This is a genomic window from Priestia sp. YIM B13491 (assembly GCF_042787605.1).
In the GTDB taxonomy this organism is placed as follows: Bacteria; Bacillota; Bacilli; order Bacillales; family Bacillaceae_H; genus Priestia; species Priestia megaterium_E.
Window position 1 is genome coordinate 454,766 of the sequence record NZ_JBHZOR010000002.1, and the last position, 24,221, is coordinate 478,986.

The following is a 24,221-nucleotide window of genomic DNA, read 5'->3' on the forward strand; positions in this document are numbered from 1 at the left end:
ACATTCTCCTTAACTTTAAATAATTTTAATTTTCTTATTTTTTACCAACTATTCTTTCAGTAAGCTCTGGATCCGAATAAGTTGAATTAATAGCGCTTAACTTATACGTCAGTACTCTTTTTACCGCTTCGTCAATACGAGCTTCAGAGAGTTTATGGTTTTGAACAGCTTCTACTACACCGTTAAAGAGTTCTTCTTGCGTTTGGAGCGTATGACACACAAGCAAAATATCCGCTCCTGCTTTTAATGCTTTGTATCCCATTTCTCTAGGTGTGAAATATTTATTTACCGCCCCCATTTCTAAATCGTCTGTGATGACAATTCCTGTGTAGCCCAGCTTTTCTCTCAATAGCGTTTGAATAATAGTTGGAGACAAGCTAGCTGGATTTACTTTGTCGTAAGCAGGATATTTAATATGTGTAACCATCACAAAAAAACGATTGTTATCTACATTGTGTATGGTTTTCTTAAAAGGATAAATATCACTATTTTCTAAATCGAGCTGATTTGCTTCTACAGAAGATGTTTCTTTATGCGGGTCTATATCACTTCGTCCATTTCCAGGAAAATGTTTTAAGGTTGCTGTGATTCCTGAATCGTTTAATCCTTTAATGACTTCGTTACCATAATTGTTCACAAGGTAAGGATCTTTTCCAAATGAACGTGTGTCAGTATTGGATAAATCTAAAACGGGTGCAAAGTTTAAATTAAATCCCATAGCCGCTAATTCGTTCCCAGAACGATATGCTGTATCATACACTTGTTCAGCATTCTTTTCTTTACCGAGCTCTTGATGAGAAGGAAGGTAAGAAACCTGGTCTTTCATTCGAGTAATAGCTCCACCCTCTTGGTCCACGCTCGTCAGCAAAGGAATATGGTGTTGATTTTTTAGGGCCAGCTGCTGAAGATGGTTATTTAGTTCAGCTACTTGAGCAGGTGATTTCATATTGCGATCAAATAAAATGATGCCCCCTACATGATAATCTTTAATCATCGTTTGAACATGTTCATCTATTTCACCACTTTGAAAGCCGATTATCATTAACTGACCAATTTTTTCTTCCAGCGTCATGCGGGCCATTAAGCTATCTACCTTTTCTGTCACGCTACCTTGTTTTTCATGAGTCGATGCCGCTTTTGGAGCTATTTTTTTACTAGACTCACCCTCACCTTTTACATTCTCAGAAGCAACTTTAGGCTTAGATGTGTTAAGCACAAGTGAACTTACTGCTGTAATCGCTAAAATTGCCATTAGAAAAAGAAGCGCTATCTTGCTTACGCGCTTCATTGTGCCTCAACCTTGGAGCTAACTTTTTTTAGTTCAGGTTTATTTAGTTTCCAGCTGCCACCTTCTTGAACGAGATTCCAGTTTCCAACCCACTTCTGTACTAGTGTTGTGCCATCGTTGTTATCGTCATACGAAGTCATTTCAATATATGCCGTAGCTCGGTTAGCATCTATTTGTTTTACTTCTACTGTACCTAGTTCATCGTACATATTTTGCTGAAGTCCTTTTTCCCAAACCGTTTGACTTACTTGTTGTTTAAATGACGAAGAAAACAAATTGTACGCTGTTGAAAAATTTTCGTTGCTAATACTTCCATAATGAATTCGAATAGTGCTTTCAATAGCTCCTGAATCATCCGAAGATGATTCAGGCTGTGCTGGGATAGTTGGCGCAATTGAAGCCGTTGAGCTATCGTCTGCTTCTTCATTTGCTGAAGAAGAGAGCTCTTGAGTATATAACAGTTCGTTAACAGCCAAATTTCCATTTGCTAAAACTTTTACAATATAAGAACTGCTAAAACTCTTTATTTTTGACGAACCGTCATCGTAAAAAATCTCATACTCTTCTTGAGTTGTCACTTTATAAGTTGATTGATCAACGGACACGACCTTATTAACAGTGAATCCTAAGCTTTCTTCTGTAATGTTTTTCTTTTCAAGATATTTAAGGTAGTCACGCTGTTCTTTATAGGCTTTACCTGAAGGGTCAAGTGAATCTTCTACAACAGTAAAGTTTCGACTGTTCACTGCTTCAATACTGTCACTGGAGTACTCCGCCATAAAATCACTAACTTGCTGCGCTGTGTAGCTGGGGCCTTCCTCTTCTTCAACAGGTTCCTCTTCTTGAGCGGGCTCTTGTTGAACAGAAGGTTGTTCCTCTGCCTTTGTGTTATCTTGTGTACCTACATCATTAGAATTACCTCCATCAGCTTTTGGTGTTTCTTGCTGATTATTTTTCGTAACTTCTGCTGCTGTTTGTTCTACAGGAGCCGGTTCTTCATTATTAAAGGATTTACCAACCATAAACAAAAGCACCATGACAGCAACAACCAACACACCGGTCATCGCTTTCCATACGAATGGTACAGCTTTCTTCTCTTTTGAACGTTTCTCTTCATTTGTTTTTTCCGTTTTTTCTTCTTTTCGTTCTTCTGTTTGTTCTTTATACTGCTCCCTTTTTTCTTTTGGTTTTGGCTTCTCTTCTTTTTCTTCAGGTATAGAAGGAGCCGTAGGGATGACTTTATCTTCCCGTTCTACTAGCTTTGGCTTTGGAACTCTAGGATTCATCTCTTTTGCTTCATCTAAAATAGACGCTATTTCTCCAAGAGACAGATTACTTTTAGCCTTTAACTTTTCAATTATTTCTTCATTAACAGTTGAATAATCAGAGATAATATCGACTAGCTTTGTGATATCAGAAGATTGCTTTAGGTCATAGCTGTTACTAATAGCTTTATATTCTCCTGCACCGTATAAAACTGTACGATTTCCTTCGTCACTCATCCAAATATTCTCTGAGCAGATAAATCCATGTACAAAACGCTGTGCATGAAGGTGACGAAGCGCATCAATTAAATGTTCAACTTCATGAATTTCAATACTTCCTTTTTCTTTTAAAGTCTGACCTGCTTCACTTTCTAGCAGAGCATAGACAAAAATTTGATCTTGAGTTGCAATCGTTGAAACACGCGGAAGATACTTATAGTTATTAATATTGAGCTGATAATCTTCATATTGATGGTACCAGCGATCTTCACTTTCTCTATCTTCGCTGTTGATTAATTTCATGACGCGTAATTGAAATTTTTTACCGTCACTTTGCTTTATCACTTCATATACTGTCACGTTTTCAAAAGAAAAAAGTTCTCTTTTTATATCATAGCCTTCTATTTTCAATAGTGATCACCTTATCCTTTATCTAACAAGTTATGAAACTATCGTTAGGTTAATTTCACACTTTCCACTTTCCTAATATTACTTTCTCTTTGTACAATCGTGACAGAAACGGACTGCTGCTGGCTAATTCGGAACGTAATATGAATGTCTAACTCGCCTGCTTTACATTTTTTTAGCCCCGTCACATTAATCGTACCGATTTTTTTGTTATTGCGAATATACTTTGAGGAACCTTGATACAAGTCAATATCTAATTCTTCGCAATAATCGGTGTCTAAGGTATACACTTTTGTCACTTCACAAGGCGTGCGTCGATTACTTGGAATAAGCGTACTAAATTCTCCATTAGCTGCTTCTACACCTAGAGCATGAGCAGTTGCCGTTTGAATTTCAATTTCTTTAGACCACTCAATACGTCCATCTAAAAAGGCTGCGTAGATGCTTGCTCCTTGTGCAACACATAAATCTGGATCTATATCTCCGTAGATTTTATTGTCCCCGATTTTTCGCGAGAGAATTTGATCAATCTTTGGAATACGACTGGAACCTCCAACTTTAATCACTCGGCTAATATCCGTTCGGGATAGTGACGATTCTTCAATTACTTTATCAATAATACTGTCCATTTTTTCAAAGTAATGAGCGATACATCCTTCAAAATCGTCGCGCGTAATTTCTAGTTCAATATGCTGTCCAGGTAAAATATTAGGCTTAATAATATCTGTGTATTCTTCATACGATAAAATTTCTTTCGCTTCTTTAGCAGCTTCCATCAGTGCTGCTTTCGCTTTGAGTTCGTTCTCTACGGTTAGACCATTAAAATCTAAATTCGCTTTAGCCTTGATAAACTCAGCCAAGCTTTCGTCAAAGTCTAACCCTCCAAGACGATCGTCTCCTCCGGTTGCCAGTACTTCAAATAATAGACGCTCGGGACTATTGGTGAATCTAAAAATGGTTAAATCAAACGTGCCTCCGCCTAAATCAAAGACCATAATGATTTCATCTCGAAGAGCTTCTTCATTATGAACACCGTAAGCTAACGCTGCCGCTACCGGCTCTTGGATAATACCGAGTACATTTAGATTGGCTAAAGATGCAGCTTCAGAAGTATTGGTACACTGAAGCGCTGTAAAGTAATAAGGAACCGTCACAACAACTCCTGCAGGATCGAATCCTGGCGTTGTTTTTTCTGCGTATTCATATACATCTCGTAGAATCATAGATGATACTTCAATAGGCGTAAATTCTTTGTTTCCTACTTGAATTTTCTGTTGCCCGTCATCCATCATTCGCTTTACGCCAATGATGGCATTTTCCGGGTCAATTAAAGCACGCTTTAGCGCCAAATTTCCCACCAGCGGCTTTTCTTGACGCTCGTCATAATAAACAACGGAAGCCCATGTATATTCTCTTCGAGGGTTTTGATAAACTTTAGGCCCTTTCTCCGTCCACCTAGCAATAGCTGAATAAGTTGTTCCTAGATCTATGCCTAGCACCGGTTTTTTTTCATTATCATGCCTCATTCAACATTCCCTCTATTCTCTTCTACAAGGTCTTTTGACTTATTTTTCACCACAATTACTTGAGCTGGACGAATAAGAAAATGAGACTGATTAAATAATTCCTTTTGATAGATAAGGCCGTATCGAACAACTTCTTTAATTTGCTCATCTTCTAGCCCTTCATCTTCAACAACGCCAATAGGTTCATGTTTGTATTCATCGAACGTATCTTGAGGCTGAGGAATGTAAAGCTCCACGTGAAACTCATTAAATAACCCTTCAACCTCTTTCATTAAATGCGGATAGATAGTTAACCACTCTTTTACTTTTGAGAACTGTTCGTGATTTTGCTGTTCTAGTTCAATTAGCAGGTCATTGGCATAATTACTCCCACTGTAAAGACCGTCGATGATAGGAGCGACGCCTTTTTCCATAAATGTAACAAATCTTTTTTCAGCTGCTTCAATTCTTTCATTTACTTCTTCAAGAACGTTTTGGTTCGAACGAATTGCTTCTTTTAACAGCGCTGCTTCACTTTCACTATAAGTTCCACTCTCTGTCTCTTCTGTAACTTCTGCTTCTTTTTCAATAGAACCGTCTTCAATCGGTTGATTTTGAATGTCATGTTCTTGCGCGTTGTTTTCATCTACTTCTAATGCTTCTGAATGATTTTCCTCCGCTGTCGTTTCAACATCATCTTGATTCTGCAGATCGGATGCAGAGTCTGATACTACTTCTTCTGTTTCAGAAACTACTTGTCGATTTTTATTAATTTGTTCACCAATTTTTTCTGCCAAGATAAACTCAGAAGTAGCTGTTTCGATTTCTTTTTCAGGATTAAGCCTGCGAATCAAGCGACCGACACTTTTATCCGAGAGCCTAATTCCTTCAAGTCTGTTCTCTAATTTCTCTTTCAATTCATCAGTGAATTCTTCATCGATAGTCGTTTGCTCGTATTTTTCATGAAAAGAAAACATAAATTGCTCTGTTTCTTGACTCAAACGGTCAAATTCAGCTTTCCATTTCTCCAGCTCTTTTTGTCTGCCTTCATATTGCTGTTGAAGAACGAGCAGTTCTTGCACCAGTCCCGATTTTTCTATCATTTAATTCAGCTCCTAATTTCTTTGAATAGTAATTTGACTAACTACTTCGTCGTCTCCATTAAGCTTAGCGGTTACAATTACTTCATTTTGTTGATTGATTTCAAAGTTAATTAGAATGCGATGTTTCCCTTTCGGAGCTGCCGGAATTCCGCTTAAGAAGAACTCTCCAATACACACACATTGAGGGTCACTTACATAATCTACTGGTTCTGGTGTCTGAAACACTGTAATTCGTATTTCCGTCATATTGTCTTGATGAGTGCTATATTCTTTTTGTACTGAAACAGAAGGCTTATCTTGCGTTAGTTCAAGACCTTTTTCAATAATTTCGTTAAAGCGCCCTCCAACAATTTCAATTCCAAGGTGATGGGTAACAATGTTATTCATTTCAATTTCCGTATTAGGCTTATCTTCTTCGTCTCCGTCATTCGTTTCCTCTAATTTATCAGTAGGTACACCTAGACTTGCTCCAAAAATTGCTGCACCTTGAGCCACTACAGTATCTGGATCAATATTAGAATAAGGCTCTTTATTTAGCAGTTCCTTAACCTTTGCACTCACTAATGGAATACGAGATGAGCCTCCTACTAAAATAACGCGAGAAATATCTCGCACGTCTAATTCAGCATTTGTCAGTGCCTTTTTCATTGTATCTATCGTTTGATCAATCAATGGACTGATAGCTGTTTCAAAATCTTCTCTTGATAGTTCATAATCAATATTGTGAACATTACCAAATTCGTCTTTAATAATATTTGGAATTTCTATAGCTACAAAGTCAGTCTCAGACAGCTCTTTTTTTGCATGCTCACACGCTTCTTGAAGCTTTTGCTGAGCTTCTAACAGCGTAGTAGCCGATAACCCTTGGTCAGCTTCTAAGTCGAAAAGATCTAAATTGCTTTTTGCTTTGAAGTCTTCTCCTATTAGGTTCATGATTACTTGATCAATGTCGTATCCTCCAAGTTCAGGATTTCCCTCTTTTGAAAGAATAGTAAATTTCGCCTGTGAATCTTTGGAGACACTGTCTACTTTTAAAATAGATACATCAAACGTTCCTCCGCCTAGGTCGTATACCATAATCGTTTGATTTCTTCCTACTTCCATTCCATATGCAATAGCTGCAGCCACAGGCTCTTCTAATAAATACGTTACGTTCAAACCAGCTAATTCAGCCGCTTCTCGAGTAGCTCGTTTTTTATTATCATCAAAGTTGGCCGGCACACAAATAACTGCATAAGCAGGGGTTCCATTTAATTCAAAATCTTCTTGATTAATCACATACTCTTTCATTTTAGATAAGATTTCCGCTGATACGTCTTCAGGACGGTAAGCCTTATCAAAGAATTCCTTCTTCCACTCCGTTCCCATTTCACGTTTTATAAATGAAATGGTACGTTCCGGGTCAAGTAAAATTCGGCGTTTTGCTGTTTCCCCTACCTGCACATCCTCTTCAGAACGGAAACTGACTACAGAAGGAATCGTTGCTTCTTTTCCCAGCTTAATCATATGTGGTTTTCCTTTACGATAAATAGAAACTGCTGAATTGGATGTTCCTAAATCTATTCCAAGAATATACGGGCTGTTTTTTTCGATAATTGCCATGGATTAAGCCTCCTGTTTGTTTGTGTCGATTACAATTTTTTTAATTTTTAACTCATTATTTTGAATCATATTTTTTAGCATTACTAAATCCATTTCACCAGTTTGTAGGTATTTCTCCACCAAAAAAGCATTAGGAGAAAGTTCTGCACTAGAAAATGTTAAGATTCCATCAACATCTAGCTCAAATAGAGAAATAACAGGGATGAGTTCCTTCTTAGGCGTAACCGGTAATACTAACTCACCTAACAAATCCTTATCTTGAGGTAAATAATCCTCAGTACGATATACCGGGAGTTCCACACCTGTTTGGTTTGGAAATCTAGTGGTTCCAATATTTGCTCCCATACATGGAATAGATGTATTTTTTTCAATTAAATGAAAAATTCTGTATTCATCATGTTGATTATACAAACCAATACCTAATGAATGGGCCGTAACGTCTTTTACTTCTATAGGTACAGGTGCTGCATCAATACTAGGAGCCGATAAATTGGCTGCCATGATAGCTGCGCCTTGAGCTACGATTTCATCTACGTTGTCTGCTATGTATGGTTTTTTTATATTTTGAGTTACAGCTTCTTGCACTGCTCTCATTCTTGTAGAACCACCTACTAATATCACTCTGCTAATATCTCTTTTGGTTAAATCAGCTTCTTCTAATACCTCATTAATTTTATTGATCGTTCGTTCTAGCAATGGCTGAATCATTTTGTTAAATGTTTCAACGTCCACTTCTTCATCAATATGAGTTCCAAAAATATCTGGTATAGATATATCCGTAAAGTCACTTTCTGAAAGTTCTTTTTTTGCTTCTTCTGCCGCTTCTTTAAGACGTTGCATAGAAAGCGAACCTGGGGACATTTGATTAGCAGCAACCCCATTAGAAACGTTACTTAATAAATACTCCATAATTTTTTCATCAAAGTCGTCACCACCAAGCAATGAATCACCATCCACGGCTTCAACTTCAAATGAATTGCCTTCTACTTTTAAGATAGATACGTCAAACGTTCCCCCGCCTAGGTCATATACCATAATCGTTTGGTTTCTTTCTTTATCAAGACCATAGGCAATAGCTGCAGCTGTAGGTTCAGAAAGCAGTCTTAGCACATTAAAGCCCGCTAGTTCTCCCGCTTTTTTGGTCGCTTCACGCTGTTCGTCTGTAAAATAAGCCGGAATGGTAATAACAGCATCTTTTACTTCTTCACCTAAATATTTACTTGCTTCGGTTTTTATCTTTTTTAGGATTTCCTGAGCAATGTCTACTGGGGTTAAAGCTTTATTATGTATATGGTATTGCTTATTGGACTCTCCAATAAAGCGCTTAGAAGAAGAAACAGTATTTTGAGGATCAATATATAATCTCGCTTTAGCTGAATGCCCTACTAAAATTTGTCCGTTGTCTTTGTAAGATACTACCGAGGGCAGCACTTTTTTTCCTTCAATTGGAATACTTTCAACTTTCCCTCTGCGATATACAGCAGCCGTTGAATTACTCGTTCCCAAATCTATCCCAACAGATAAACCCATATAACCACTCCTTTTTTCTTATTAAAGAATAAAAAAATACAAAAATATCTATTTAACAAAACTTTAGAACTAAACAATTAACATTTTACTACATATTATTGTAAAAATCTCTATATTTTTATCTATTTTGCTCGCTATATAATTACATAAAATTTAATCTATATCTTCACCTTCACCAATGACAAGTTCTTCAAGAGAACCAAATTCTTCTTGCTCAGCAATGGTTGCCGCCGTTTCATTATTGTTTAAAACAAAATTAGGGTCTGCACCGTATTGTAATAAAAGTTGAACAGCGGCTTTATTATGCTGTTTAATCGCCATTACAAGAGCCGTCGTCTGTCCTTCATCACTCTCACTTTCATTACTAACATAGTTAGGATCCGCTCCGTAATCTAATAGAAGACGAATTAAGTTAGTCACTTCTTCAGCAGACTTTTCTACTCCATTCGAATTCTGCTGTATAGCTGCTTCTAAAGGCACAAAATCTACTTGAGCACTGCTTAAATTAGGGTCTGCTTCATGATCTAGCAATAAACGCGCTATGTCATGCCTTCCTTCTCCCACAGCTTCCAATAAGGGACGTGTATCTCTCATATCGATGTCGACATTGACATTAGGATCTTCTAACGCACTTTTAGCACTTGCAAAATCATCATTTAAAATAGCATCCAAAAGAAGTTCCTCCGAAGAAACTTCATTTCCAACACCTTTTGGATCAGATAACTCATCTGTTTGTTCATTTAAATTTTCATTAGACTTACGGTCAACTTCTGTTTGTGTTTTTGTATCAATTTCTCCTTTCTCAGTAGATTCCGGAGTTTCAACAGGCTTGTTAACATTTGTTTCCTGACTAACGTTCTTACTGAATATATAGTTCATTCTTTTAGATATATCGCTCTCTAGCTTATTCATCATCGTCTCTGTTTGCTGTAAACCTTCTTTACCTTTATTAAGATTCGAAAGGAAATCCTCTACATAAAATTCCTCATACGGTTCTTGCTCTATATCTTTAGCAGTAGTCTCGATTAGCTCAAGGGAGTTTAAATACTGGTGATTAATGTCATAAACTAACGGCGGCACATCCTCAATGCCTTCAGCTTCATTAATGTAGTTATTTAAGGATAGAAGATTTTGTTTATAGCGCTCACCGTATTCCTTATTGTTCATGTACGAATTGTTCTGCTCCATTTGATTAGAATTGATGGTTAGCTGGTCAATACTGAACTTTATAATCTTTATATTCTCTTCAACTGAGTCTCCATATAGTTCATATTCATCTCGGTATGTTTCTAAATGCTCTTTCAGTTCATTATTGGACATGTCATCTAGTCTCATCCCTCCTTCCTGCTGGCTCATTTCTTTTTTTCCTACGCATCCTGTTAAAACAAATATTAAAAAAATCATTAAACATACAAACCTAAAACCATTAAGCATTTCTTCACCTTTTTCTATATATTTTGATGACTAAGTAAAAATTACCTGATAACTCCATTTTATATCGACAATTTTTACAAAAAAGAAAGTTCTTAAGACTTATAAATATAGAAAATTAATCTATTTATCAGTAATATATATGTAAACTTCTTATAAAGTCACTAAAATTTCATAGCAAGCAATAAAGGTTGAATTTCTATGTTAAGGTGTTCTAGGATTTTTTAACTAAAGAGAAACGAAGAGGAGGGTCATTTTTATATGAGAAAATCTATTTTTCTTTCTTTAACGGCAATTCTTATTAGCAGTTTACTTATCGTATTGTTCTCCAAACAAGCGCACCCAAATAAAAACGAAAGATCCTCGGCTAAAATAACAGTAGATAAAAGGGCTGCTAATTTAGCAGGTAAAAAGATTTCTTTAGAAGAAACAAGGCTTAAAAGCCGTTATAGCACTTCACTTAGAGATACAAAAGGTCAGGATTATAATGTGTATGTACTTTCTTTACAAGATAAAAGATGGATTGCAGGGCCAGATGATGTATGGGCTGGTATTAGTGAAGGAGATGAAATATTTGAAGGTGATTATCAAATAGGCATTCAACCGACGAACGAATCATCTGTTTACCTGCAAGATGTTAAAATGAAAGACTATCAATATAACAAAACAAGAAACATGATTTTCACCCTCACTTTATCGAAGCATCAACCAAACTTCTTATTCTTTTCAACAAGAGAAGCTAGTGTCTCAGAAGGCGGCCCTGCCTATTATTTAAAAGATGGTAAATTAACAAAAGCAACCTTCTTTGAAGAAGGCGAAACATCTCAAGAATTATCTTTTTCATCACGACCTAAGCCAATAGGAAACAATAATATCCAGCTCATTAATTACTGGAATGGAGGCCCTATCGGATGGGAATTTAGCACATATCAGTTCAACAAAAATAGTGGCACCTTCATATATAAGGGTTCTAAGTTTTACATAGACAATGACTCAAGCGAAGGAGAGCAAGTAGCAAAACAATGGAACAACTCTCAAAGTTTCTTTGTTAAAACACCTCAGTCTAAGAAAGAAGTATTAGGATTCTAAACTAAAAAAAGCGAACTGCCTAGGCAATTCGCTTTTTTATTAACCTCTTTTTCTTCTAGGATATAAAAATACAGAGGTTTTCTATGTTTTAATCTATCCCTTATCGAAATTTGTCGAATCTTTTTTAGGGTAATTCAACCTATTTTTATGGTAAAATCTAAAAAAGATATTCGTTATATAGTATCATTTTTGTTATTTCGTTCTTTAAAGAAAACAAAGAGTAGTGAACTTAACTTGTTCAGTTAAAGGCAAACCAGTCGAAAGGCTGGGACGCAAAACCTCAGGTCTAAGGTCTTTAGGACTAGGATAGCTGGGTTTCCTGATATATCAGGGGGTAAAGGAAAACATGAACAATCAGCGTGCCGTTACTGGAAGTATTGGAGCTTCGTATATGAGGCCGCGCATTGTGGCATTCATTCCGGCGCACAATGAAGAAAAATCAATTCGCGACTGCTTGGCAGGTTTAGGCGATCAGCTTCTTCCAAATAACGTGGAGCTCGATGTATTTGTGATTGCAGATAACTGTACGGACCGCACAAAAGAAAAAGCGGAGCTGGCCGGAGATGAATTTGATTTAAATGTAAAAGTACTGGTCACTGAAGGCAATAAACAACGAAAAGTCGGCGCGTTAAATACGGCTTGGAAAAAGATATATGGAGATACACTAGATTTATATAATACGACGCTGACGAAATATCAGCAGCTGTATAAAGAGTCCATTAAAGCAGTTTTAGGGATGGATGCAGACAGCCGCTTGGCTCCAAAAGCACTCATTAATTTATGGGAAGATTTAATGACGTCGCGAAACATCGGCGGCGTGATGGCAAAATATACGATGAGAATGCCTAAAAAGAAAAGCTCGCTGTCAAAAGATGATGTGCACTACGAAGAAAAGCTCGCAAGCGGCGAGTACGGTGGACCGATCGCCCGGTGGTGGACGCATCAGCAAAAGCAGGATATGGCAAGCTGGCTGTTGGATCTTCAGTATCACGGCGGAAGCACGTACGTACTCGGCGGTCAGGCTACGCTGTTTCGCCCTGAAGCGCTTCAAAATATAGTGGAAGAAAACAAGCTTGACGGTCCTTGGCAAAATGACAGCGACGTTGAAGATATGCTTCTGACCTGGCAGCTGCAAAAATCCAACTGGAAAACGTTAATCAGTCCCGGTGCTCGCTGCTTTGTGGACTCGATGAGAAGCTATCACACGTACCGTGAACAGCGTAATAAATGGAAGTCCGGGACCGTTGATTTACTGACAAACGGAAACTTGAACGTGAGAACCAAGCATAAAGGAAAGCTGTGGCGTTCACAGATCAAAACGCTATGTGATTTACTCATTCGGCTGCTGTTTATTGTATTGTTATCGGCTGCGCTTGCAACCGATCAATTTTACTGGTCGTGGCTTTGGATCATTCCAATCGCGTTAGCATCTGTCTTAAATATTATGCTCGCTGTCAAAACGCCGATGCACAGGCCGATTGATGTGATACTGGCCGGTCTTTTGATTAGTCCGGAGATTTATCTGTGGGTGAATTTAATTACGTTTGGTCAAGTATGGATGGAAAGGCTTGCCGCTAATAAAAAAGACGGATGGGCAAATCAATACAACGCGGAAAATGGGAAAACGCGCAGTAAATTAGGGCAAGGGATTTTAACGGGCTTTGCGTTTACAGGAATGATTGTTGTGCTGTGTATGTATTTCCGTGACTACTTAACGAGCCCTTCTGTACAGCAAGCCATTTATCCGTACTTAATGAACGGATGGATTCTGCTGACGTATTTGACCATCTATCAGTCTCTTTATATGTTTTACCAAATTTGGACGCTTCGAAAACCTATTCAAGCGTAAAAAAAGTGATGTCTCCGTGGAGACATCACTTTTTTTATAGAAATCGTTTCTTTAAATATTCGGCAATTTTTTGAGGCGCAGCCGGCTGACTCACAATATAGCCTTGAATAAAGGAACATTCGTGCTTTTGTAAAAAGGCAAGCTGTTCTTTTGTTTCAACGCCTTCTGCGATCACTTTCATGTTAAGAGCATGAGCTAAGTACAAAATGCTTTTTGTAATCGCCTGCTGCTTTCCTTTATCGGTCGCGTGTTGAATAAATGTTTTATCGATTTTGAGCGTGTTAAATTCGAAGTCTTTTAAATGTGATAACGAAGAAAAGCCGGTGCCAAAATCATCTAATGCAAACGTTACGCCAATTTTCTTTAGTTCATCCATGACTTTTTTTACATGCTCTTCGTGCTGAATAATAGAGCTTTCCGTTACTTCAAATTCTATAAATGAAGGGTCGATATTGTAATGAGCTAACGTTTGTTGAACGTGCTCCACAAACCCTCGTTTCAGCAAATGTTTAGACGAGACGTTAATTGAAACGGGCACGGTTTGTAACCCTTGATTCTTCCACTGCTGCAGCTGCCTGCACACGTTCTCGATCACCCAGTCGCCGAGTTCAATAATTAAATGAGTTTCTTCTGCTAATGGAATAAAGTTTTCCGGTGATACGCGTCCCCATTCCGGATGATTCCAGCGAATTAATGCTTCGATACTATCAATCTCTCTGCTGTTTGTATGAACCTTTGGCTTATATTCAATAAAAAACTCATCTTGAAGAAGTGCGTTGCGCAGTCCTTTTTCCAGATGATAGCTTTTATACGTCTCGCTGTCCATTAACGGAGAATACAGCTGCCAGTCGCTTCGCCCAATTTCTTTGGCACGGCGCATAGCAAGGTTGGCATTCGTCAATAAGGTTTTCACATCTTCACCGTCATGCGGATAGATGCTGATTCCAATAGTGGCTGTGACGTACAGTGAAAAGTCGTCAATGGTAATTTCTTTTTCGATTTCTTGAAAAAGTGTTGCGGCTAGCTTTTGACATTCATTGATATGTGCAAGAGATAAAAAACAAATCGCAAGCTCGTCTTCTCCTGCTCTAGCTAGCATCACATCTGGCGTTACGAACTTTTTTAACCGACTGGCGATACGCTGCATCAGGCGATCGCCTACGTCGTGGCCTAATGTATCATTAATATGCTTGAAACGATTCAGTCCTACATAAAAAACCGCTAATGAATCTTTTTCTTTTTTCATTTGCCGAATGAAATTTTTTAATTCTTTTTCAAACTTTCTTCGATTCGGCAAGTTTGTCACATGATCATGAGTCGCAAGATATTCAACATGATCCACGTACTTTTTTTCTGCGGTGATATCTTCCACAATGCCGTCTATGCGTACTAGCTTACCGTTCTCGTCAAGTGTTGGAATGCATCGATCTTTTACCCACTTCATTTCTCCAGCTTTTATGTAAATCCGATACTGCTGGCGAATTGTTTTTCCTTTTTGCAGCTGATGCTGCGCTTTTTCCACAGCTGGCTTATCTTCAGGGTGAATAAAGCTTTTCCACAGATCTCTATCTTCTAAAAATTTAATTGCATCTTCTCCGTAAATGTTGCTAACACCGTTTGAACATACAATCATTTTATTGCGCTGCACATCAACTGACCATATTCCGGCATCCAGATTGTTATAAATCGTTTGAAACTGCTGTTCTTTTTGCTTTAATTCATTCGTAATCACTTTCGATTCGGTAATATCATGAACTACGCCAATCAGCTGTATGACGTTTCCTTGCTCATCTGCTACTGCATCCGCTTGCTCAAACACCGTACGTTCTTCGCCATTTGGCCGCATCAGCGCGTATTCAATTTTATAGCTTTCTCCCGTTGAAAGTGCCTCTGTAACTGCTTTTTTTAACCTTTTTTGGTCACATTCTTTAATAAATTGAAGAACATCTCTAAAAGAAGGAGTAAAGAGCTGACCAGGATTTAATCCGTAAATATTATACAGCTGAGACGACCAATAGCTTTTATCTTCCGTCACGTCGTAATACCAGCTTCCCAAATTGGCAAGCTTTTGCTCCATTTTCAAATGTGTTTCTAATTGAGAAATGTGATTAGAGCGCTCCTGCTCTTTTGAATCATCTCTGCATACGGCATAAACACCCGCAACTTGCTCATTTACGATAATAGGAATAAGCGTAATATATAAATGAAGTTCTTTTTTTGTGTTGTGATTAATCGTCGTCGAAAACTGAACTTTTTCCCCTTGTAAAGCACGTTGAAAGAAATTTTGTGCCTGCTGTTGTTTCGACTTATGTATAAAAGCTGTCAGCTGCTGGCTTTTTTCTTTGTGCTCGTTTCCCGTTAGCTTGAAGGCTGCTTCGTTGCTAAACATGATATCGCCTTCACAGTTGATAAAAAAAATACCTTCACTGTATTCTTTTAAAAGCTGCGTATTCAAACGATCAAGATGTTTCATAATCATGATCGACTGCTCCTTCTCCGTGTTCTTATCCGGCAAGATCTCATGGCGCCTCCTTTTATCTATTTCTTTTATATTATTATAAGCTATATTTGACATATATTTCACCTTAATTTCCCCAATTGAGGAACATCTCAGGTAAAGATAGCTCCTTTTTAAATTCTTTTTAGTTTGGTAAAATAAAACATATAAAGGAGGGATAGTGTGACTCAAAGTGCTAAAAAATTCGACTTATTTTCCAGGGGGTCTTTTCAAACCGCTGCTTTTCTGCTTCTTTTCTCGCCTCTTTTTACTCGTTTGTTTCAGCAGAACGTCTGGACGTATATAACAGTCGCTTCTATCATCGTTCTTTTTAATTTCATTACCGAGTGTATGCTAGTAAAAAGAATCAGCGCCGCTCCGAAAAACTACACTGCTTTTTTTCAAATGATTTGTCTGCCTATGAACGTACTTCTGCTATGTTTCTTTTACTATGTTACGTAAAAAAGCATCTATCAATTTGATAGATGCTTTTTTATATTATCAATCATTCAAAAGACTCGATACATGCTTGGCTACAATTGCTCCTTGACCGGCTGAAGAGCTGATACTAGAAAACAAAGGAGTTGTGCACGCGTCTCCAATCGCATAAATAGATGGGTTGCTGCTTTGATGTACTTCATTGATGACGATGAGCCCGCTTTGTGTAGTAGTGACTTTTTCTTTAATAAGTTCAACATTGGGCGCTACGCCTAGTCTAATCAGCACAGCGTCTACTGATAGGTTCTCACATTCACTGTTTTTACTTTTTAAATCGATCGATGTGACGTGATGCTTTCCGTGGATAGCCGTCACTTCGGTATCTGTCATTACTTTAACACCGGGGTCGGAAAGCACTTTTTCAACGTATTGCTCTCTTGCTTTAAAATGCATAGAACGATGAATCAGATATACTTCTTTTGCTTGTGATGCTAAAAGATGTGCTCCTTCAAAAGCCCGGTCTCCTCCGCCAATGAGAGCAACCCTTTTACCTTTTAGCCGTTCTCCGTCTGCTGAGGCAGAATATACTTCTCCTCGGTTAATCATTTGCTGCTCACCCGGCACTCCGAGCTTTCGCTGACTAGAACCCGTGGCTAAAATAAGATACGTATAGCCGATTTCTTTTTCTGTTTCTTGCTGCTTTACTTTTACTGTTTTAGAACGTTCGTCAATGGAAATTACTTTTGTATTCGCTTCATATAAGCAGTCCATATCGATAAAATGCTGAACCATTTTACGCTGCATTTCAATTCCATTTTCCGCTTGTATTCCGGGATAATCAATAATTTCATTATAAATAGTAAACAGCTGTCCGCCTAACTGTGCCTGTTCTTCAAGAAGCAAGCACTCAACGCCTAGCCTTTTACACCACACGGCAGCAGAGATACCAGCGGGTCCTCCGCCAATAATCAGTACGTCAACATGTTGCATACAGCTCACCTCGCTTCTGCTTCTCAGCTTATATGGCTTTTTGTTTCTTTACATTTGTCGCTGTAAAAGCGATAAAAATTCTCCGCGGACCTCTGGTTTTTCCATAAATGTTCCTCGAACGGATGAAGTGGCTGTAGAAGCTGAAGACTTTTTAATTCCTCTTCCGCACATGCACATATGCTTTGCTTCAATAATCACCATAACCCCTTTCGGCTCTAACACTTCTTCGATTGCATCTGCAATTTCATTTGTTAGACGTTCTTGCACTTGAAATCTCTTTGCATATCCTTCTACCGTACGAGCGATTTTAGATAAACCTGTAATTTTTTTATCCGGTATATACCCAACGTGAGCAACGCCAAAGAACGGCGCAAAGTGATGTTCACACATTGAATGAAACTCAATGTCTCGTATTAACACCAGTTCGTTGTGATTCACATCAAATGTCTTTTCCAAATGAGCTTTCGGGTCTTCTCGGTAGCCTTCCGTGTATTCTAAAAACGCCTTTAACACGCGGTATGGCGTCTCTTCAAGACCGTCTCTTTCCGGGTTATCTCCGCATAAATCAATCAGTTCTTTCACCGCATTCATAAATGTGTCAGCTTGACCGATTTTTTTATCTATTTCAGTTGAATTCGTGCCTACTGTTTCTAAAAATTTTTGAGCAATTAAATTTTGTGTACTAAGTGCCATCTCTTTATGTCCTCTTCCCTTTTCTTAGTAAGTTTATTTTCAAATGATGGTTTTGCTTCAGCTATTTAAAAATGCTGCTTCAAAATCTTCTGCAGCAAGAGGCTTGCTAAATAAGTACCCCTGCATATGATCACAGCCATTTTTCATTAAAAATGCTTTTTGATATTCTTCTTCTACACCTTCTGCGATTACCTGTAGCTTTAAGCTTTGAGATAAGCTGATAATCGCCTGCGCAATTTCACTGTTGCTGTAATCTTCTTGAATATCCTGGATAAAAGACCGGTCGATTTTCAAACAATCGATTGGTAGTTTTTTCAAATAACTCAATGAAGAATATCCGGTTCCAAAATCATCGATAGAAATTGATATACCATATTTCTTTAACAGATGTAAAGCTTTAATCGTTTCTTCCGCGTTCATCAGCAATGTACTTTCCGTAATTTCCATTTCAAACCATGTAGGATCAAATCTATGGAGGGAAAGAAATTGCTGTATTTCCTTAACCAGCACAATCGGATCTTGAAATTGCCGCGGAGAAAAGTTAACTGCTAGCGTCATTTTTTCGTTTCGGTCCTTGTTCCATTTACTGACTTGAGAACAAGCTTTCTTCATGACAACTTCCCATAGAGACTGAATCAAACCAGCTTCTTCTGCTATAGGGATAAATACTTCCGGAGAAACAAATCCAAGCTCTGCGTCATTCCAGCGAACTAATGCTTCTACGCCGGTGATTACATTGCGCTTTGCTTCTATTTTCGGCTGGTAGTAAACATCAATGTCACCTTTTTGAATCGCTTTTCGCAAGCGCGTTTCGATGTGAACTTTTTCAGCTTGTTTTTGATTTAATGAATCATGATAAATACTTACTTTACTGCCGCCTTGTCTTTTTGAAGCATACATGGCGACATCTGCATACGTAATAAGCGTGTCCAAATTCGTAGAGTGCTCCGGATAAAAGCTTAATCCGCTGCTGATACTGACGAAAACTTCATCACTGTCAATGTAGCAGGGCTGTTGAACATACGCCATGATCTTCTCGGTAATACCTTCAACTTCTTCCGGTGTAAAATCGCTGAATAAAATAACAAACTCGTCTCCGCCTTGCCTTGTAAGAAAATTGTTAGCAGGAGGCAGACACTCTTTAATACGGTTGGCTATCAGCTGTATAAGCTGATCTCCTTTTGAATGCCCTAGCGTATCATTAATATCTTTAAACCGGTCTATATCCATAAATAACACGGCTACGTGACGAATGGACTTTTCCTTCGACTCAATTAAGCGCCTGTTTAATTCTTCTTTAAAATATCTTCTGTTTGGCAATCCTGTCAAAAAGTCGTGGTACGCATGATACTCACTTTCTTCCTGACTTTTCTTTAAATCGTCTACATATGTTTTTAAAAAGTGAGAAAGGTGGTTGATGTTTGCTACGAGTCCTCCCAGCTCATCTTTTCTTCTTACATTCAGCACCTTGCCAAAATTGCCTTTGGCGATTTGATTTACGTGCTCCATAATATGTTTAATTGGCCGCGTAATGGATGTAGAGAAAACAAAGCTGATAATAAGGACAATAAAGATAAACGGCAGAGACAGCAGTAAATGTTTGATTAATTCTTGCTGCAGCTCTTTTTCAATAAGTCCGTAGTCATACACTACGCCTATTACATAAGCCGGAGAATTTTTTTCTTTAATCGGTACCAATGTTTTTAATACTTTTTTATGGTTAATTTTAGCAGTATAGCTTTGTGATTTTCCCGTTTTTAAAGCCTTTTGAATGGACATTTTATCACGTTCGGTATTTTGATACGTGTAGGTACCGTACCAAATCGGCTGATCTTTTATTCTAATATATTTATTGCCGTTTAAATATACGTTTTGATTTCTTTTTCCGAAATTTTTCGGGTTGAAGGCCGTTAGTTCAAGAACGCCTTCAAGATTTTCCGTAAAGCGGTTCATCACGTTCGTAGGGCCAAACCTTTTTTCAAAATCCAGGACGTGGCGATCCCGGAAATAAGGATCAATAATATAATTAGTAGACCCGTCGTAATAATAGCCCCACTTGTCAATGTGATTAGGGTTGCTAGAAGCTACTTCAATCGGACCGCTCCAAAAGTGAGGTAAAGTCAATCCTTTTGTTGTCGTGACCGGCTGCTGAGAAAGAAGCTGCTGAAAAGATGTATACCAATAGCCCCACTCTTTTGTAGACATATTGATCTCCTTAGGATCAGAAGATTTTACGCCTATAATATCACCTTCTACGGGTGCTAATAATGTAATATGAGATACCCTCAGTTTTTTAGCCAACTGTTTTAACTCGTCATTGCTGACGTCATGATAATCAGCGGGCAAAGACTGTTGAATCGCAATCGAAGCCGTTCGTAATTCCTGTGCCATCCGATCTTCCATATAGGAGGCACTATTTTTAGAATTTTCGACTTCGTACGCAATTTCTTCTGTGACCAGCGTGATTTCCCGTTGATTAAACTCTGTTAATCTATTTTTTGATCGAATGTAGTGCAAGGTGTTATTCGCTAGTAGAATACACAATACCAGCAAAGTAAAGAATACGGACAACTTTTTCTTTATCGACACTAGTGATGGCCTCCTGTTTAAAGAACTGATCCGACAGTTTTAAAACCTGCCTATATGCTCTAGCTTTACATCGGATACTCTTCTTCAATTTCCACAAAAAAAGAATGAACTCATGCAAAAAACCAACCGCTTTGGTTGGCTCTATTCTTAACTAAATTATAAAACACAGCAAATAAATACTTTTATTTACATGGGTAGAACAAATTTGTATTACTATAATATTTTAACTTCTTTTGTCAAAATATCAATGCGTAAAATTTAACTTTCTTTATCCCTGCTGCTACTTTTTAAACTTCTTTAACATTCGGTGATACCAATAGATTCCGGCTCCCGTTAGTAAAATAATCGTTCCCCACTGATGCGGCAAAAACTTCAGCAGCCATATGGACATTATAATAGTCGCTACCGTTAAGTTACTCAGCCACTGTTCTCGGCTTAGCTTTTTCTTATTCACGATCACCGCCACATAGCCAATGGGCGGCGCAAAAAAACACAGAAGCAGCAGAAATTTTTCTGAACGATGCCAAGGCTGTTTTTTCATTTTTTCTCGCTTTTTCTATTTAAAATAAACTGATAGCCAAACGTCACAATAATTCCTGTCCAAAACATCGAAAGCGACGACACTAACTCAGCACCATTATAGGCATACATCAACGTATTCACAAACAGCAGGAGTAAAAGTATATAAAAACCTGCCGACACAGCTTTATTCCAATTTTGATGCTCCTGCTTAGAGACATCCTTAAACAACTTCATCGAAACTCTCCTTTTACATCTCATACATAACTTATCCATTCAAAGATTCTATCTTTATGTTAGCATACTGGGTAGTTTTGGAAAATAGATAGAGGGAATTCTATTGAAAATCCACAATCAATAACAATAGAACTATAAAAAGATAATAAATGTAAATAAATAATTCTTTTTAACTATTTTCTTGCACACAAAACGTCCATATTAGTATACAATAATCTCAAAATATGTTTTTAAAGGAGATAAAAGGATGACAACAACTCATAACCAGCTAACAAACGCTTTTCACCGTACGCCACACGATCAAAATACATTTCATTTTCTTGATGAAAAAGTAACGCTTCTTGTACCAGGTGAAGATACAAACGGAGCTTACGCCGTGGCACACGTAGTAAAACCAGCAAACCAAGGTCCGCCCCTTCACCTTCACGAACATGAAGACGAAACATTTTATGTAAAGAGCGGCTCAATGATTTTTTACATAGGAGAAGAAATAATTGAAGCAAAAGCGGGCGATTATGTTTTTGCTCCTCGAGGTATTCAGCACCGCTTTGTAACCGGACCAGAAGAAACAGAATTTATCCTTACTGCTTCTCCTGCAGGCTTTGATTCATTCGTTAAAGAACTGGGTACTTCCGTTCCTGAAAATGCTCCTCTGCCGCAAGTGGAACCACCTACTGAAGAAGAAATTATCGGTTTAGTTACCGTCTCTAAAAAATACGGCATTACCTATCCTGAAATTGAAAAAGCACTGAATAAAAAATAAACCAATACATAAAGATCTGCTCTTTACCGGGCAGGTCTTTTTTCTATTTTGATTTCAATTTGACCATGTAATAATTTAACATAATTTTGTCCACACTATACTTATCTGTTTTTTATAAATACGTGCCATTTTTATAGATAGGAGGAAAGCCAATTGAATGCAGAAAGCAAACGTTTGACTTCGCCTGAAATAACGAGTCTATGCGCGCAGTATCAGCAGGATACGCTGGCAGCTTGCGTAGCAAAACACGTTCTTGCAACGGTAACGGATTCCGAGATTCGTTCGCTGTTTGCCTTTTCTCTGGAGTTATCAAAAAAGCATATTAAGCTGCTGACTGCCATTTTTCATGCCGAGCATTTCCCGCTGCCAAAAGGTTTTACAGATGAAGATGTGGACTTGCACGCACCTCCGCTTTTTACAGACTCGTTTTGGCTGAAGTATCTTCACGACATGACCATTCACGGCTTGGCAGGATACGGCATTTCATTTAGCGTGTCCGTTCGCCGAGATCTTCGAGATTATTATCATCAGTGCAATTTAGATGTGATGGAAGTATATAATCGGTCGCTCGACCTGCTTTTAGAAAAAAATCTTTATGTGCCGGCTCCTTATTTTTCAAACCCGAAAAAACAAGAGCCGATCACAGATTTGTCTTACGCTCTTGATTTTGTCGGCAAGCAGCGCCTTTTAAACACAACGGAAGCTGGAAATATTTATTTTAATTTACGTAAAAGCATGGCAACCAAAGCGCTTTTAATTGCCTTTAAACAAGTGAGTAAACGAAAAGACGTACGTAAAGTTATGGAGACGGGGCTTGATGTGGCTCACAAGCATATTGAGCTTTATTCTTCCATTATGCACGAGGAAAACCTTCATACGCCTCCGCTTTTGGATAATGAAATCACAACGTCTACGCACGCGCCTTTTTCAGAAAAGCTGATGACATTTCACGCAGGAGCAATGTTTAAAGTAGCCATTACCTATTACGCAACGGCAATGACAACCAGCATGAGGCTCGATATTGTGGGGCACTGTGAAGCGTGTATTTTACGAGACTTAAAAGTAGCCGGGCGCTGCAGCGAAGTGATGATTAAAAACGGGTGGATTGAAAAGCCGCCTGAAGCAAGCGATCGTAAGCAAATGTAAGTTTTTTCATAGCAGCTCTTGACCTGAAACGCGTTTCATATTTTATGCTGTATTTATTCCCATCAGCCGGCGTGACACGAACGGTGGCGTTACGGCTGATACGTTATCCAAAAAAATCCGGTATGTTCACCGGATTTTTTTGTATGCCTACATATTCATTTCTTTTTTATACGCCAAGTACGAATACAGATAAGGAATCGCCACGCACAGAACGATACTGCCCCACATGATAACTGACTTGTATCCATCAGGTAAAAAAGCGCTAATAAGAATTAGCAGTCCGCCGATAAAAAAGAGCTTTCCAGATAAACGATGCGTCTTTTTCCATACGGTTTCATTGCTCAATGTCCACGGTGTACGAATCCCCATAAAATAGTTAGAGCGCACGCGCTGCAAGTAGTTTCCGATAATGATAAAAACGAGTCCAGCCATAATCGGAGCAATGTACGACATCGGCACGTTATAGCCCAGCCCCTGTAAAATAGTGCTCATATTTACAAAAAAGAATAATAGCAGTACGGCGTTTAACAGGATGTTATACGTTTTTGAAAAGTACTTATAATTTTCTTTACGCGGGTCAATTCGCGGAACAAATGCAATGATAAAATAAATAAGTACCATGATGCCTACTGTTAAGATCATTGCATTTATCTTAGTTGCAAATCCGTCTGCTTCTCCATTTGCTCCCCAGTGAATGGGCATCGTAGCTGGAAGATGCGGAAGTGCAATCAGCCATGCAACTAGTGTTAAAACGGTAATGCCTAAAGGAAATACGTGCTTTTTCATTTAACTCTCTCCTTTCTGAAAGCTGAAAAACCAGCCGATTAAATCTTGAAAAACGGTTGTATTTAACGAATAAATCACAAACTGCCCTCTTTTTTCATCTTGAACGAGGTCCGCTTGCTTCAAGATTTTTAAATGATTTGAGATGCTTGGTTTGGTCATATTAAAATACTCGGAAATTTCTCCTGCGGTTAAATCCCGCTCTTTTAGCAGCTCTAAAATCTTTCTGCGAGTGGGGTCCGCTAAGGCTTTAAACGTTTCATTCAATTGAAGTTCA

At 38.2% G+C, this 24,221-nt stretch carries 20 protein-coding genes and 1 riboswitch; of the genes, 5 read left to right on the forward strand and 15 right to left on the reverse strand.

Translation table 11 applies throughout. The annotated features are described in order from the left end of the window. Positions 1 to 34: 34 nt before the first annotated feature. The 7 genes from nagZ to ACFX4E_RS08465 form a co-directional block, all read right to left on the reverse strand. Complete coding sequence (gene nagZ / locus ACFX4E_RS08435) at positions 35 to 1,288, reverse strand: beta-N-acetylhexosaminidase (RefSeq protein ID WP_377258139.1); 1,254 nt, start codon at positions 1,286 to 1,288, stop codon at positions 35 to 37. After that, positions 1,285 to 3,183 (reverse strand): TcaA NTF2-like domain-containing protein, encoded by a 1,899-nt coding sequence (locus ACFX4E_RS08440; RefSeq protein WP_377258142.1) that lies wholly within the window; start codon positions 3,181 to 3,183, stop codon positions 1,285 to 1,287. Before ACFX4E_RS08440 ends, nagZ begins: the two co-directional genes overlap by 4 nt. 44 nt (positions 3,184 to 3,227) lie before the next feature. Beyond that, on the reverse strand, positions 3,228 to 4,706 hold the full coding sequence (locus ACFX4E_RS08445; RefSeq protein ID WP_377258144.1) for an Hsp70 family protein: 1,479 nt from the start codon (positions 4,704 to 4,706) through the stop codon (positions 3,228 to 3,230). Next, positions 4,703 to 5,788, reverse strand: a complete 1,086-nt coding sequence (gene grpE / locus ACFX4E_RS08450) for a nucleotide exchange factor GrpE (RefSeq protein ID WP_377258147.1) — start codon at positions 5,786 to 5,788, stop codon at positions 4,703 to 4,705. The genes ACFX4E_RS08445 and grpE overlap by 4 nt, the downstream gene beginning before the upstream one ends. A 12-nt stretch (positions 5,789 to 5,800) precedes the next feature. After that, entirely contained in the window at positions 5,801 to 7,390 is a 1,590-nt protein-coding gene (locus ACFX4E_RS08455; RefSeq protein WP_377258150.1) for an Hsp70 family protein, read from the reverse strand. A gap of 3 nt (positions 7,391 to 7,393) precedes the next feature. Beyond that, positions 7,394 to 8,920, reverse strand: coding sequence for an Hsp70 family protein (locus ACFX4E_RS08460; protein ID WP_377258153.1), 1,527 nt, complete (start codon positions 8,918 to 8,920; stop codon positions 7,394 to 7,396). Positions 8,921 to 9,073: 153 nt separating this feature from the next. Further along, complete coding sequence (locus tag ACFX4E_RS08465) at positions 9,074 to 10,276, reverse strand: ankyrin repeat domain-containing protein (RefSeq protein ID WP_377258156.1); 1,203 nt, start codon at positions 10,274 to 10,276, stop codon at positions 9,074 to 9,076. A 336-nt stretch (positions 10,277 to 10,612) separates the two neighbouring features. Between ACFX4E_RS08465 and ACFX4E_RS08470 the strand changes: the two genes are divergently transcribed. Together ACFX4E_RS08470 and ACFX4E_RS08475 are read left to right on the forward strand one after the other, a co-directional pair. After that, on the forward strand, positions 10,613 to 11,440 hold the full coding sequence (locus tag ACFX4E_RS08470; protein WP_377258159.1) for a hypothetical protein: 828 nt from the start codon (positions 10,613 to 10,615) through the stop codon (positions 11,438 to 11,440). A 237-nt stretch (positions 11,441 to 11,677) separates the two neighbouring features. Next, a riboswitch (cyclic di-GMP riboswitch) is annotated at positions 11,678 to 11,763 on the forward strand. Between the two features lie 23 nt (positions 11,764 to 11,786). Next, positions 11,787 to 13,289 carry a glycosyltransferase family 2 protein gene (locus tag ACFX4E_RS08475; protein WP_377258162.1) on the forward strand — a complete coding sequence of 501 codons (1,503 nt, stop codon included), beginning with the start codon at positions 11,787 to 11,789 and terminating at the stop codon, positions 13,287 to 13,289. 34 nt (positions 13,290 to 13,323) lie between these two features. On the opposite strand, the gene ACFX4E_RS08480 is transcribed toward ACFX4E_RS08475, so the two are convergent. Then, complete coding sequence (locus ACFX4E_RS08480) at positions 13,324 to 15,768, reverse strand: sensor domain-containing protein (protein ID WP_377258165.1); 2,445 nt, start codon at positions 15,766 to 15,768, stop codon at positions 13,324 to 13,326. Between the two features lie 201 nt (positions 15,769 to 15,969). Here ACFX4E_RS08480 and ACFX4E_RS08485 point away from each other — a divergent pair, with 201 nt between their 5' ends. Further along, entirely contained in the window at positions 15,970 to 16,248 is a 279-nt protein-coding gene (locus ACFX4E_RS08485; RefSeq protein WP_377258168.1) for a hypothetical protein, read from the forward strand. Positions 16,249 to 16,287: 39 nt separating this feature from the next. Here the strand turns inward: ACFX4E_RS08485 and ACFX4E_RS08490 are convergent, their stop codons facing one another. From ACFX4E_RS08490 to ACFX4E_RS08510, 5 genes are all read right to left on the reverse strand, one after another. Continuing rightward, positions 16,288 to 17,214, reverse strand: a complete 927-nt coding sequence (locus tag ACFX4E_RS08490) for an NAD(P)/FAD-dependent oxidoreductase (RefSeq protein ID WP_377258170.1) — start codon at positions 17,212 to 17,214, stop codon at positions 16,288 to 16,290. A gap of 48 nt (positions 17,215 to 17,262) precedes the next feature. Continuing rightward, positions 17,263 to 17,907 (reverse strand): GTP cyclohydrolase I FolE, encoded by a 645-nt coding sequence (folE, locus tag ACFX4E_RS08495; protein ID WP_025749591.1) that lies wholly within the window; start codon positions 17,905 to 17,907, stop codon positions 17,263 to 17,265. 57 nt (positions 17,908 to 17,964) lie between these two features. Next, positions 17,965 to 20,496 carry an EAL domain-containing protein gene (locus ACFX4E_RS08500; protein WP_377258174.1) on the reverse strand — a complete coding sequence of 844 codons (2,532 nt, stop codon included), beginning with the start codon at positions 20,494 to 20,496 and terminating at the stop codon, positions 17,965 to 17,967. A gap of 280 nt (positions 20,497 to 20,776) precedes the next feature. Beyond that, positions 20,777 to 21,037, reverse strand: a complete 261-nt coding sequence (locus ACFX4E_RS08505; protein WP_098433518.1) for a hypothetical protein — start codon at positions 21,035 to 21,037, stop codon at positions 20,777 to 20,779. Continuing rightward, complete coding sequence (locus tag ACFX4E_RS08510; protein WP_377258177.1) at positions 21,034 to 21,252, reverse strand: hypothetical protein; 219 nt, start codon at positions 21,250 to 21,252, stop codon at positions 21,034 to 21,036. Before ACFX4E_RS08510 ends, ACFX4E_RS08505 begins: the two co-directional genes overlap by 4 nt. Before the next feature lie 247 nt (positions 21,253 to 21,499). Here ACFX4E_RS08510 and ACFX4E_RS08515 point away from each other — a divergent pair, with 247 nt between their 5' ends. Then, the gene (locus ACFX4E_RS08515) at positions 21,500 to 22,015 is read left to right on the forward strand and encodes a cupin domain-containing protein (RefSeq protein WP_377258180.1); all 516 of its coding nucleotides are present in this window, start codon (positions 21,500 to 21,502) and stop codon (positions 22,013 to 22,015) included. Between the two features lie 153 nt (positions 22,016 to 22,168). Next, positions 22,169 to 23,161, forward strand: a complete 993-nt coding sequence (locus ACFX4E_RS08520) for a DUF3231 family protein (protein WP_098333730.1) — start codon at positions 22,169 to 22,171, stop codon at positions 23,159 to 23,161. Between the two features lie 147 nt (positions 23,162 to 23,308). Here ACFX4E_RS08520 and ACFX4E_RS08525 read toward each other — a convergent pair whose 3' ends face one another. Both ACFX4E_RS08525 and ACFX4E_RS08530 read right to left on the reverse strand, forming a co-directional pair. Beyond that, a complete protein-coding gene (locus ACFX4E_RS08525; RefSeq protein WP_377258182.1) occupies positions 23,309 to 23,947 on the reverse strand; it encodes an SdpI family protein in 639 nt (212 codons plus the stop codon). Next, positions 23,948 to 24,211 carry an autorepressor SdpR family transcription factor gene (locus ACFX4E_RS08530; protein ID WP_013082079.1) on the reverse strand — a complete coding sequence of 88 codons (264 nt, stop codon included), beginning with the start codon at positions 24,209 to 24,211 and terminating at the stop codon, positions 23,948 to 23,950. Between the last annotated feature and the right edge of the window lie 10 nt (positions 24,212 to 24,221).